The 13,937-nt window shown below is 40.3% G+C and carries 9 protein-coding genes and 1 pseudogene; all 10 read left to right on the plus strand.

Translation table 11 applies throughout. From position 1 onward, the window contains the following. Positions 1–43 precede the first annotated feature (43 nt). On the plus strand, positions 44–3,934 hold the full coding sequence (locus TZ94_RS01455; RefSeq protein ID WP_045613494.1) for an SIALI-17 repeat-containing surface protein: 3,891 nt from the start codon (positions 44–46) through the stop codon (positions 3,932–3,934). A 283-nt stretch (positions 3,935–4,217) separates the two neighbouring features. Further along, positions 4,218–4,916 (plus strand): N-acetylmannosamine-6-phosphate 2-epimerase, encoded by a 699-nt coding sequence (locus tag TZ94_RS01460; RefSeq protein WP_045613496.1) that lies wholly within the window; start codon positions 4,218–4,220, stop codon positions 4,914–4,916. 116 nt (positions 4,917–5,032) lie between these two features. Next, positions 5,033–6,349: an ABC transporter substrate-binding protein gene (locus TZ94_RS01465; protein ID WP_045613498.1), complete on the plus strand. Its 1,317-nt coding sequence runs from the start codon at positions 5,033–5,035 to the stop codon at positions 6,347–6,349. Positions 6,350–6,583: 234 nt separating this feature from the next. After that, positions 6,584–7,450 carry a carbohydrate ABC transporter permease gene (locus TZ94_RS01470; protein ID WP_033587514.1) on the plus strand — a complete coding sequence of 289 codons (867 nt, stop codon included), beginning with the start codon at positions 6,584–6,586 and terminating at the stop codon, positions 7,448–7,450. A gap of 15 nt (positions 7,451–7,465) precedes the next feature. After that, positions 7,466–8,305: a carbohydrate ABC transporter permease gene (locus tag TZ94_RS01475; RefSeq protein ID WP_045613500.1), complete on the plus strand. Its 840-nt coding sequence runs from the start codon at positions 7,466–7,468 to the stop codon at positions 8,303–8,305. 200 nt (positions 8,306–8,505) lie between these two features. Then, the gene (locus TZ94_RS01480; protein WP_045613502.1) at positions 8,506–8,958 is read left to right on the plus strand and encodes a YhcH/YjgK/YiaL family protein; all 453 of its coding nucleotides are present in this window, start codon (positions 8,506–8,508) and stop codon (positions 8,956–8,958) included. Between the two features lie 20 nt (positions 8,959–8,978). Continuing rightward, positions 8,979–9,629: a YesL family protein gene (locus TZ94_RS01485; RefSeq protein ID WP_045613503.1), complete on the plus strand. Its 651-nt coding sequence runs from the start codon at positions 8,979–8,981 to the stop codon at positions 9,627–9,629. Positions 9,630–9,792: 163 nt separating this feature from the next. After that, positions 9,793–10,710, plus strand: coding sequence for a dihydrodipicolinate synthase family protein (locus TZ94_RS01490; RefSeq protein WP_045613505.1), 918 nt, complete (start codon positions 9,793–9,795; stop codon positions 10,708–10,710). Positions 10,711–10,725: 15 nt separating this feature from the next. Beyond that, entirely contained in the window at positions 10,726–11,610 is an 885-nt protein-coding gene (locus TZ94_RS01495) for an ROK family protein (protein ID WP_045613507.1), read from the plus strand. 194 nt (positions 11,611–11,804) lie between these two features. Further along, positions 11,805–13,925 (plus strand): annotated as a pseudogene (locus tag TZ94_RS01500) (alpha-L-fucosidase); the annotation flags it as partial. Positions 13,926–13,937: the final 12 nt, after the last annotated feature.

Consider the following 13,937-nt stretch of genomic DNA (forward strand, 5'->3'; position numbering starts at 1 on the left):
AAGAAAGAAAGCGCTTTATTTTAGTGAAAATGAAAGGAAAAATATGAAACAGAGAGAATTTGATCAAAAAGAACGCTATGGAATTCGAAAATTGACAGTGGGAGCTGCATCCGTAGTCATTGGAACAGTTGTTTTTGGAGTTTCACCAGTTTTAGCTCAGGAAGCTCTAACAACTAATGGTGAAACAACTGGTCAAGCTTTGCCAGAATTGCCTAAAGAAGTAGAAACAGGAAATCTTGCTAATCTTGATAAGGAACTTGCAGATAAGTTGACAACAGCTACAGATAAAGGGACTGAAGTCAATCGTGAAGAATTACAAGCAAACCCAGGTTCTGAAAAACCAACAGAAGATGGAACCACTGAAACTACGGCTACTGAAAACGAAGAAGAGCCTGGGAATGTTCCTCGTGACTTTTATGCAAAAGAACTAGAGAATGTCAATACTGTTGTAGAGAAAGAAGATGTAGATACCAATGCAACAAATGGTCAACGAGTTGATTTGAATGATGAACTCGATAAACTGAAAAAACTTCAGAATGCAACTATTCATATGGAGTTTAAACCAGATGCATCTGCTCCTCGTTTTTACAACCTATTCTCAGTTTCTAGTGATACAAAAGTAAACGAGTATTTCACTATGGCAATCCTTGATAACACAGCTGTCGTTGAAGGTCGTGATGCCAATGGGAATCAATTCTATGGTGATTATAAAGATGCTCCTTTGAAAATCAAACCAGGTCAGTGGAACTCTGTAACCTTTACAGTTGAAAGACCAAAAGCAGATCAACCTAAAGGTCAGGTTCGCGTCTATGTAAATGGTGTCTTGTCGCGCACAAGTCCTAAGTCTGGTCGCTTCATCCAAGACATGCCAGATGTTAATCATGTACAAATCGGAACAACAAAACGTACAGGCAAAAACTTCTGGGGTGCTAATCTTAAAGTCCGTAATCTAACTGTTTATGATCGTGCCCTTTCTCCAGAAGAAGTTAAAAAACGTAGCCAGTTCTTTGAAAGAGGTGAATTGGCGAAAAAACTTCCTGAAGGTGCAGAAGTAACTGAAAAGTTAGATGTATTTGAAGGTGGTGTGAACCGCAAGCCAAATAAAGATGGTATTGCAAGTTACCGTATACCTGCACTTCTAAAGACAGATAAAGGTACCTTGATTGCCGGAACGGATGAAAGACGCTTGCATCACTCTGACTGGGGTGATATTGGTATGGTCGTTCGTCGTAGTGATGACAATGGAAAGACATGGGGAGATAGAATTACCATCTCTAATCCTCGTGACAATGAGAAAGCTAAAAATCCAGAATGGCCATCACCAGTTAATATTGACATGGCTTTAGTCCAAGATCCGAAAACCAAGAGAATCTTCTCAATTTATGATATGTTCCTCGAAGGGAAGGCAGTATTCTCTCTACCAGGGAAAGCACCACAAGCCTATGAGCAAATCGGTGATAAGGTTTACCAAGTCTTGTACAAACAAGGTGATGCGGGACGTTATACTATCCGTGAAAATGGTGAAGTTTTTGACCCTGAAAATAGAAAAACCGATTATCGTGTTGTAGTGGATCCTAAAAAGCCTGCTTATAGTGATAAGGGTGATCTTTATAAGGGTGAAGAACTACTTGGTAATGTTTACTTTGAGTATAGTGACAAGAATATCTTTAGAGTAGCGACTACGAGCTACCTGTGGATGTCACATAGTGATGACGATGGCAAAACATGGTCTGCACCAAAAGACATTACATATGGCATTCGTAAGGAGTGGATGCACTTCTTAGGAACAGGTCCAGGTACAGGTATTGCCCTCCGTACAGGTGCTCACAAAGGACGACTTGTAATTCCTATTTACACAACAAACAATGTATCGCAACTTAGAGGTTCTCAGTCTTCACGCGTTATTTACTCGGATGACCATGGTGAAACATGGCAGGCTGGAGAAGCAGTCAATGATAATCGTCCAGTTGGTAGACAGATAATTCATTCTTCTACTATGGATAATTCTGGAGCTCAAAATACGGAATCGACAGTGGTTCAGTTGAACAACGGAGACCTCAAGCTCTTCATGCGCGGATTAACAGGCGATCTTCAAGTTGCAACAAGTAAAGATGGCGGAGCGACTTGGGAAAAAACAATCAAGCGTTATACGGATGTCAAAGATGTCTATGTTCAAATGTCTGCAGTCCATACTATGCAAGATGGTAAAGAGTACATCATCCTTAGTAATGCTGGTGGACCAGGACGTTATAACGGTTTAGTACATTTGGCTCGTGTTGAAGAAAATGGTGAATTAACTTGGCTTAAACACAATCCAATTCAAAGTGGCAAATTTGCTTATAATTCACTGCAAGATCTTGGTAAAGGTGAATTTGGTTTGCTATATGAGCGTGCTGATAGTCAACAAAATGAATATACCTTGTCTTATAAGAAATTCAACTGGGATTTCTTAAGTAAGGATATGATTTCTCCAACAGAAGCAAAAGTAAAAAATACTGTGGGGATGGGTCAGAATGTTGTTGCTCTTGAGTTTGACTCTGAAGTTTTGGTTAACAAGGCACCAGTTCTTAAATTGGCAAATGGAAATTTAGTTCCATTCTTGACACAATACGATACGAAAACCTTGTTATTTGCAGTCAATAAAGAAGACATTGGTCAAGAGGTAAGAGAAATCGTATCAGGTTCGATTGAGAGTATTCATAATTTGCCAATCAATCTAGAGGGTGCAGGAATACCAGGTGCTATTCATGGAGAGTCTTCCTCTGTTGAAGAGCTTCCAGACTTCACAGGTGGCGTGAATGGTGAAACAGAAACCAATGAACTACCTGATTACGAAGGTGGAGCAAATGGAGAAGGAACTATCCAGGAGAAGCCAGAATTCACGGGCGGTGTAGCCCCAGATGACACTCCAGTTCACACAAGCGCAGACTTCACAGGTAGAGTGAATGGAGAAACGACAGTTAATGAGCTTCCAGAATACGAAGGTGGCGTGAACGGAGAAACAACTCTCCAAGAAACACCAGAGTTTACGGGTGGGGGTTCCCCAGTTGACACTCCAGCTAGCACAAGTCCAGACTTCACAGGTGGCGTGAATGGTGAAACAGAAACCAATGAACTACCTGATTACGAAGGTGGAGCAAATGGAGAAGGAACTATCCAGGAGAAGCCAGAATTTACGGGCGGTGTAGCCCCAGTTGACACTCCAGTTCACACAAGCGCAGACTTCACAGGTGGCGTGAATACTGAGGAGGCTGTCGTAACGGAAATTCCAGAGTACACTGAACCTATTGATACAGCAGGCGACCAAGCAGCACCAATAGTAGAAATTCCGGAATTCACGGGTGGCGTCAATGCGGTCGAAGCAGCAGTCAATGAAGTCCCAGAATTCGTAGGTGGTGTGAATGCAGTTGAGGCTCTTAAGAATGAATTGCCTGAGTTCGTAGGCGGAGTCAACTCTATTCTAGCTCTCAATCATGAACTTCCAGAATACGTAGGAGGAATTAATGCGGTCGAAGCAGCAGTCAATGAAGTTCCAGAATTCGTGGGTGGCGTGAATGCAGTTGAAGCGCTTAAGAATGAACTTCCAGAATTTACAGGTGGATCTAATGCAGTCCAAACACTTGAGAGAGAACTTCCAGAATTTACAGGTGGATCTAATGCAGTCCAAACACTTGAGAGAGAACTTCCAGAATTCACAGGTGATGTCAATGCAGTCGAAGCGGCAGTCAATGAAGTTCCAGAATATAAGAGCGAGGAACAACCACTTGTAACTCTAGTAGCACAACAAGATAAGACTTACCAAGCTCCTGCAGCTCAACCACAACAACCAGCTCTCCCTGAAACAGGAAGTGAAGTTTCAACTTCTCTAGTATCTCTCGGTCTTGTTGGTATGTTCTTGGGATTGTTTGGAATGGCCAAGAAAAAAGAAGATTAATCTACTATTAAATCTTAAAGATATCTAAGAAAAATAGTGAAATTGAAAGAGTCTGTGACGGTGATTTGTTACAGACTCTTTCGTTTATAGAAAGCATAGAAAGTGCTGGAATAGCTAGAGCGAAGATGATTCGAGTGGAAAGCTCCCCTCTGAAACTACTTTCAGCAGAATCTGTTTCATAAAATTGTTTTGAAACTTCAATCTATTCTAGTACAAGTTATTGAAAGCGCTTTAAAAATGATATATAATAGGCTCATAAGAAAAAAGAAAAGGAGGAAAGTAGATGCCACAAATCACTAAAGAGGCTTTGATTGAGCAGATTAAAGATGGAATCATCGTTTCTTGTCAGGCACTTCCTCACGAACCGCTTTATACAGAAGCGGGAGGTGTTATGCCCTTGCTAGCCAAAGCAGCTGAGCAAGGTGGAGCAGTGGGTATCCGAGCAAATAGTGTTCGTGATATTAAGGAAATTAAAGAGGTCACAAACCTTCCGATTATCGGAATTATCAAACGTGATTATCCGCCACAGGAACCATTCATCACAGCCACTATGAAAGAGGTTGATGAATTAGCGGCTCTAGACATTGAGGTTATCGCTCTTGATTGTACCAAGAGAGAACGCTATGATGGTTTAGACATTCAAGAATTTATCCGTCAAATCAAAGAAAAATATCCAAATCAATTGTTGATGGCTGATACAAGTACCTTTGAAGAAGGTCTTACAGCAGTTGAAGCTGGAATTGACTTTGTTGGAACAACCTTGTCAGGTTACACATCTTACAGTCCAAAAGTTGATGGCCCAGACTTTGAATTGATTAAGAAACTTTGCGATGCAGGAGTAGATGTTATCGCAGAAGGTAAGATTCATACACCAGAACAAGCTAAGCAGATCCTAGGTTACGGAGTGCGAGGTATCGTAGTTGGTGGCGCTATTACTAGACCAAAAGAGATTACGGAACGATTTGTTGCGGGTCTCAAATAAGACAATTAAAACACGAGGAGAGTGGTTGATTCGCAAAATAAAATGAAAACGTATACAAAATTGCCAATACTCATTATCCGCTTCGGATACGCTTATCATCATTTAGGAGAATACTAATGAAATTTAAAAAACTAGCTTGTACAGTACTTGCAGGTGCTGCAGTTCTATCTCTTGCTGCTTGCGGCAAATCAGACGCTAAAAAAGATGCTGCAAGTGATTCAGGAAAAACAGAAATCACTTGGTGGGCATTCCCAGTCTTTACTCAAGAAAAAACTGGTGACGGTGTAGGAACTTATGAAAAATCTATCATCGAAGCTTTCGAAAAAGCAAATCCAGATATCAAAGTTAAACTAGAAACAATCGACTTCAAATCTGGTCCTGAAAAAATCACTACAGCTATTGAAGCTGGAACTGCTCCAGATGTACTCTTTGACGCACCAGGACGTATCATCCAATACGGTAAAAATGGTAAATTGGCTGAGTTGAACGATCTCTTCACAGATGAATTTGTAAAAGATGTTAACAACAATAACATCATCCAAGCAAGTAAAGCTGGTGATAAAGCTTACATGTATCCAATCAGTTCTGCACCATTCTACATGGCTATGAACAAGAAAATGTTGGAAGACGCAGGAGTTGCAAACCTTGTAAAAGAAGGTTGGACAACAGATGACTTCGAAAAAGTTTTGAAAGCGCTTAAAGATAAAGGCTACACACCAGGTTCATTGTTCAGTTCAGGTCAAGGGGGAGACCAAGGAACACGTGCCTTCATCGCTAACCTTTATGGCGGTTCTGTAACTGACAAAGATGTAACTAAATACACAACTGACGATCCTAAATTCGTTAAAGGTCTTGAAAAAGCATCTAGCTGGATCAAAGACGGTTTGTTGAACAACGGTTCACAATTTGACGGTGGTGCAGATATCCAAAACTTTGCAAACGGTCAAACTTCTTACACAATCCTTTGGGCACCAGCTCAAAACGGTATTCAAGCTAAGCTCTTGGAAGCAAGTAAAGTTGAAGTGGTTGAAGTACCATTCCCATCTGACTCAGGCAAGCCAGCTCTTGAATACCTTGTAAACGGATTTGCAGTATTCAACAACAAAGACGAAAAGAAAGTCGCAGCAGCTAAGAAATTCATCCAATTCATCGCAGATGACAAAGAATGGGGTCCTAAAGACGTAGTTCGTACAGGTGCATTCCCAGTTCGTACTTCATTTGGAAAACTCTATGATGATAAACGTATGGAAACAATTGGTAGCTGGACTCAATACTATTCACCATACTACAACACAATCGATGGATTTGCTGAAATGAGAACACTTTGGTTCCCAATGTTGCAAGCTGTGTCTAATGGTGACCAAGAACCTGCTGCAGCTTTGAAAGCATTCACTGAAAAAGCGAACGAAACAATCAAAAAAGCAGCTAAATAATAAGTCCTAAATAAAAACTGAAATCCCCCCTTTTCCCTGTGCATATCTGTGTACGAAAAGGGGGGCATTTGTTTAAAAATATAAGCAACTGACAGGTCAAAATTAAAATGAAGTTCTTACATTAGCTAATCTTTAAAAGAATTTCATTTTGATTTTAGATCAATGTCAGATGATAGTCAAAAAACAAAACTATTTGAAAGTGAGGTGCCAATTGTGAAAGTCAATAAAATTCGCATGAGGGAAACAATTATTTCATACGCGTTCCTAGCACCAGTATTAATCTTCTTTACCGTCTTCGTTTTAGCTCCAATGATCATGGGCTTCATCACTAGTTTCTTTAACTACTCGATGACTAGCTTTGAGTTTGTGGGCTTGGACAACTACATTCGTATGTTTAAAGACCCTGTCTTTACAAAATCTTTGATTAATACCGTAATCTTGGTAATCGGATCTGTACCAGTCGTAGTACTCTTCTCACTATTTGTGGCATCGCAAACTTACCAACAAAATGCCGTTGCTAGATCTTTCTACCGTTTCGTTTTCTTCCTTCCTGTTGTAACAGGTAGTGTTGCCGTAACAGTAGTTTGGAAATGGATTTACGATCCACTATCAGGTATTTTGAACTTCGTGCTTAAGTCAAGTCATATCATCAGCCAAAACATTTCTTGGTTGGGAGATAAAAACTGGGCTTTGATGGCGATTATGATTATCCTTTTGACAACATCAGTTGGTCAACCAATCATTCTTTACATCGCTGCAATGGGTAATATTGATAACTCACTTGTAGAAGCAGCTCGTGTTGACGGTGCGACTGAGTTCCAAGTATTCTGGAAGATTAAATGGCCAAGCCTTCTTCCAACAACTCTTTATATCGCAATTATCACAACCATCAACTCATTCCAATGTTTCGCCTTGATTCAATTGTTGACATCTGGTGGTCCAAACTACTCAACAAGTACACTTATGTACTACCTATACGAAAAAGCCTTCCAATTGACTGAATATGGCTATGCCAATACTATTGGTGTATTCTTGGCAGTTATGATTGCCCTTGTCAGCTTCGCTCAATTCAAGATCCTCGGAAACGACGTAGAATACTAAGGAAAGGAGACAGCTATGCAATCTACACAAAAGAAACCTTTAACAGCCTTTACTGTTATTTCAACAATCATTTTGCTCTTATTAACTGTACTCTTTATCTTCCCATTCTACTGGATTTTGACAGGTGCATTCAAATCACAACCAGATACCATTATGATTCCACCACAATGGTTCCCTAAAGCTCCAACTATGGAGAACTTCCAACAATTGATGGTGCAAAACCCAGCCTTGCAATGGATGTGGAACTCAGTCTTCATTTCTTTAGTAACTATGTTCTTGGTTTGTGCAACCTCTTCACTAGCAGGTTATGTATTGGCTAAGAAACGTTTCTATGGACAACGCATTCTCTTTGCGATCTTTATCGCTGCCATGGCTCTTCCAAAACAAGTTGTCCTTGTGCCATTGGTACGTATCGTCAACTTCATGGGAATCCATGACACTCTTTGGGCAGTTATCTTGCCTTTGATTGGATGGCCATTTGGGGTCTTCCTTATGAAACAGTTCAGTGAAAACATTCCGACAGAATTGCTCGAATCTGCTAAAATCGATGGATGTGGCGAGATTCGTACCTTCTGGAGCGTAGCTTTCCCTATCGTGAAACCAGGATTTGCAGCTCTTGCAATCTTTACCTTCATCAATACTTGGAATGACTACTTCATGCAATTGGTAATGTTGACTTCACGCCAAAACTTGACCATCTCTCTCGGGGTTGCGACTATGCAGGCTGAGATGGCAACAAACTACGGTTTGATCATGGCAGGGGCTGCCCTTGCAGCTGTGCCAATCGTAACAGTCTTCCTTGTCTTCCAAAAATCCTTCACTCAAGGTATTACTATGGGAGCTGTCAAAGGATAGTACTCTGCGAAAATTGAATATAGTACAAATTGTTTATCAGTATGCAGAAGTATAGTTGATAGACTAAGAGAATACAGGATATATAAGTGTCTACAAAATGGAGAGGAGTTGCTTGCTTCACGAAGTTTTGTTAGACACTTATAAACTTACTGGCTAGACATCTTATGTCTGAAGGTATTAATCAGGTAAAGGAAATTACTATGATTTTTGATGATTTAAAAAACATTAGCTTTTACAAGGGAATTCATCCAAATCTGGACAAGGCTATTGATTATCTCTATGAGCATCGTAAAGATAACTTTGAATTAGGGAAATACGAGATTGATGGAGATAAAGTCTTTCTAGTTGTACAGGAAAATGTTCTCAACCAAGAAGAAAATGATCGCTTTGAGCATCATAAAAACTATGCAGATTTGCATTTATTAGTTGAAGGACATGAATATTCTAGTTACGGTTCTCGTGTCAAAGATGAGGCTGTAGCCTTTGACGAAGCTAGCGATATCGGCTTTGTCCATTGTCATGAACAATACCCACTTTTATTGGGTTATCACAATTTTGCAGTCTTTTTCCCAGGTGAACCTCATCAGCCTAATGGCTATGCAGGTATGGAAGATAAAGTTCGCAAATATTTATTTAAAATTTTAATCGATTAGTCAGTTAGGAGGAGCAAACAATGGCACATAAAGGATCTGGATTGATAAAAGCAGCATTCGATACGGATAACTTTCTTATGCGATTTTGTGAGAAGGTTTTAGACATCGTGACGGTCAACCTACTCTTTGTTGTGTCTTGTTTGCCTATTGTGACAATCGGAGTAGCAAAAATTAGTCTCTATCAGACAATCTTCGAAGTTAAGAGTAGTCGACGTGTTCCTGTTTTTAAAACTTATATGAGAGCCTTTAAGCAAAATTTGAAATTAGGTCTCCAGTTAGGTCTGTTGGAACTAGGAATTTTTCTGATTAGCGTTGTTGATTTATCTCTATTCTGGGGGCAAACCAGCCTAGGCTTCCAGCTAATTAAGGCCATTTGCTTAGGAATTCTGATATTTTTAACACTAGTTATGTTGGCTAGCTATCCTATTGCAGCGCGTTATGACTTGACTTGGAAAGAAGTACTCCAAAAGGGCTTGCTCTTAGTTAGCTTTAACTTCGTGTGGTTCTTCTTGATGCTTGCGATTATTTTATTAATCATTATGCTTCTCTATCTATCAGGCTTTACTCTAGTGCTCGGTGGATCAGCATTTCTACTCTTTGGCTTTGGTCTTCTTGCCTTTTGCCAGGCTGGATTAATAGAAAAATTGTTTGCTAAATATCAAGCAGATTGAAAATGATATGAAACTACTTTCAAACATGAAAAGCTATGGAAGATGAATAGAAATTAAAATCTAAGTGGCTTGGATGTATTGAAAGCGTTTTTCACAAGGTGTATACTAAAATAGTAAAAATCATCTGCTCAAAGCAGAAAATAAGAAATCTTAGGAGAAATCTATGTCAGATTTAAAAAAATATGAAGGTGTTATTCCTGCCTTCTACGCATGTTATGATGATGAGGGAGAAGTAAGCCCAGAACGAACTCGTGCTTTGGTGCAATACTTCATTGATAAAGGTGTTCAAGGACTTTATGTTAACGGTTCTTCAGGTGAATGTATCTACCAAAGTGTAGCAGACCGCAAGTTGATCTTGGAAGAAGTCATGGCTGTTGCTAAAGGTAAATTGACAATCATTGCTCACGTGGCTTGCAATAATACCAAAGACAGTATCGAGCTTGGTCGCCATGCTGAAAGCTTGGGAGTAGATGCTATTGCAACAATCCCACCAATTTACTTCCGTTTGCCTGAGTACTCAGTAGCAAAATACTGGAACGACATCAGTGCAGCAGCACCAAATACAGACTACGTTATCTATAACATTCCTCAATTGGCAGGAGTTGCTTTGACTCCAAGTCTTTACACAGAAATGTTGAAGAACCCACGTGTAATCGGTGTTAAAAACTCTTCAATGCCAGTTCAAGATATCCAAACTTTTGTAAGTCTTGGTGGTGATGATCATATCGTCTTTAATGGTCCAGATGAACAATTCCTCGGTGGTCGTCTCATGGGTGCTAAAGCTGGTATCGGTGGTACTTATGGTGCTATGCCAGAACTCTTCTTGAAACTCAACCAATTGATTGCAGATAAAGACCTAGAAACAGCGCGTGAATTGCAATATGCAATCAACGCTATCATTGGTAAATTGACTGCTGCACATGGAAACATGTACGGTGTTATCAAAGAAGTCTTGAAAATCAATGAAGGGCTTAATATCGGATCAGTCCGTTCTCCACTTACACCAGTGACCGAAGAAGATCGTCCAGTTGTTGAAGCAGCTGCTCAATTGATTCGTGAAACTAAGGAGCGTTTCCTCTAATCAATAGGAGGCTTTATGACTAATTACGTTGCAATTGATATTGGTGGAACTAATATCAAATATGGTTTGATTGACCAAGATGGACAACTGGTAGAGTCTCACGAAGTAGCAACTGAGGCACACAAGGGTGGTCCACACATCTTACAAAAAACAAAAGATATTGTAGCTAGCTATCTCGAAAAAGGTCCAGTGGCAGGTGTGGCGATTTCCTCTGCGGGAATGGTTGACCCTGATAAAGGTGAGATTTTCTATGCTGGTCCACAGATTCCGAACTATGCTGGGACTCAATTTAAAAAAGAAATTGAAGAAAGTTTCCAAGTTCCTTGTGAGATTGAAAATGATGTCAACTGCGCAGGGCTAGCAGAAGCGGTATCTGGTTCAGGAGATGGTGCGGGCATAACGCTATGCTTAACCATTGGGACAGGTATCGGTGGTTGCTTAATCATCGATGGTCAGATTTTCCATGGTTTCAGCAATTCAGCCTGTGAAGTTGGCTATATGCATATGCAGGATGGAGCCTTCCAAGATTTAGCATCTACAACTGCTTTGGTGAAGTATGTAGCTGATGCTCATGGGGAAGATGTAGAGCATTGGAATGGTCGAAGAATTTTTAAAGAAGCTACCGAAGGCAATAAACTCTGTATGGAGGGGATTGACCGTATGGTAGATTATCTGGGAAAAGGTTTAGCAAATATTTGTTATGTGGTTAATCCAGAAGTTGTCATCCTTGGCGGTGGCATCATGGGACAAGAAGCAATTTTAAAACCTAAGATTCGTAAGGCTTTGAAAGATGCCCTCGTTCCAAGCTTGGCAGATAAGACACAACTTGAATTTGCCCACCATCAGAATACTGCCGGTATGCTCGGTGCTTATTATCATTTTAGAACCAAACATTCCTAAATTGGCTTTGCCAATTTAGGTTTTTTACATAAAAGCAAAGAGTAACTTGCTTACTAATGTCAAGGAATCTTGCATTTTTGACTTCGATATAGTATATTTAAGTTAATTCAAATATATGCCAGTAACACTAACAGATATGAACTAAAGGAAAGCAATCATTGACCTATAATCAACAAGAAAAATATAAAAGTAAAGTAAGCTCCCCTGAGGACCAAGAAACAGAAATCGCAGCTTACGGTCCACTGCCAAGTAAGGCCCAATTGGATTATCACAAGGAAGAATTAGCAGCATTTATCCATTACGGGATGAATACCTATACGGATTCTGAGTGGGGTAACGGTAGAGAAAATCCTCAAAACTTTAACCCGACTAACCTTGATACAGACCAGTGGATTAAGACATTGAAGGACGCTGGATTCAAACGAACAATTATGGTTGTTAAACACCATGACGGATTTGTCATCTATCCTTCTCAATATACAAAACATACCGTAGCTGCTAGTCCATGGAAAAATGGTAAGGGTGACCTTCTTGAAGAAATCTCAAAATCAGCGACTAAGTATGACATGAATATGGGTGTTTACCTATCGCCATGGGATGCCAATCATCCAAAATACCATGTTGCAACTGAGAAAGAGTACAACGAATACTACCTCAACCAGCTCAAGGAAATCCTTGGGAATCCTAAATACGGAAATAACGGTAAGTTCATCGAAGTATGGATGGATGGTGCGCGTGGTAGTGGAGCTCAAAAAGTAACCTATACCTTTGACAAGTGGTTCGAGTACATCAAGAAAGCTGAAGGGGATATCGCTATCTTCTCTGCTCAACCGACAAGCGTCCGTTGGATTGGTAATGAACGTGGAATCGCTGGAGATCCAGTTTGGCATAAGGTCAAGAAAGCTAAAATCACTGACGATGTGAAGAATGAATATCTCAACCATGGAGATCAAGAAGGAGATATGTACTCAGTCGGTGAAGCAGACGTTTCTATCCGTTCAGGTTGGTTCTACCATGACAATCAACAGCCAAAATCAATCAAAGATTTGATGGATATTTACTTCAAGTCTGTTGGTCGTGGAACGCCACTCCTACTCAATATTCCACCTAATAAAGAAGGTAAATTCGCAGATGCAGATGTCGCTCGCTTGCAAGAATTCCGAGCAACCTTGGATCAAATGTATGCGACTGACTTCGCCAAGGGAGCAACTGTAACTGCAAGCTCTACTCGTAAGAATCACTTGTATCAAGCAAGCAACCTAACAGATGGTAAGGATGATACTAGTTGGGCATTGTCAAATGATGCCAAGACAGGTGAATTCACTGTGGATCTCGGTCAAAAGAGACGCTTTGACGTAGTCGAACTCAAAGAAGATATTGCTAAAGGTCAACGTATCTCTGGATTTAAGGTTGAAGTTGAGCTCAATGGTCGCTGGGTTCCATATGGAGAAGGTTCGACTGTTGGTTATCGTCGTCTCGTCCAAGGTCAACCTGTGGAAGCACAAAAGATTCGTGTGACTATCACGAATTCACAAGCAACTCCTATTTTGACAAACTTCTCTGTTTATAAGACACCAAGTAGCATCGAAAAAACAGATGGCTATCCTCTAGGTTTAGATTACCATTCAAATACAACAGCTGATAAAGCAAATACAACCTGGTATGACGAATCTGAAGGCGTCCGTGGAACATCCATGTGGACCAATCAAAAAGATGCTAGCGTAACCTACCGTTTCAATGGAACTAAGGCTTATGTCGTATCTACAGTGGATCCAAATCACGGTGAAATGTCTGTTTACGTGGATGGTCAAAAGGTTGTAGACGTACAAACTAATAACGCAGCTCGTAAACGTAGCCAGATGGTTTATGAAACAGATGACTTGGCTCCAGGTGAACACACCATCAAACTCGTCAACAAAACTGGCAAAGCGATTGCAACTGAAGGTATCTACACGCTCAATAATGCTGGTAAAGGTATGTTTGAGTTGAAAGAAACTACCTATGAAGTTCAAAAAGGCCAACCAGTTACTGTTGCCATTAAACGTGTTGGTGGTAGCAAAGGAACAGCAACAGTCCATGTTGTAACAGAACCAGGAACAGGGGTTCATGGTAAAGTGTACAAGGACACAACAGCTGACTTGACCTTCCAAGATGGTGAAACTGAGAAAACAATCACGATTCCAACGATTGACTTTACAGAGCAAGCTGATTCAATCTTTGACTTCAAAGTGAAAATGACCAGCGTTTCTGACAATGCTCTTCTTGGATTCGCTTCAGAAGCGACGATTCGAGTGATGAAAGCTGAATTATTTTAGAAAAATTAGCGA

The sequence above is a fragment of the Streptococcus infantis genome (assembly GCF_000960085.1).
Classification (GTDB): domain Bacteria; phylum Bacillota; class Bacilli; order Lactobacillales; family Streptococcaceae; genus Streptococcus; species Streptococcus infantis_C.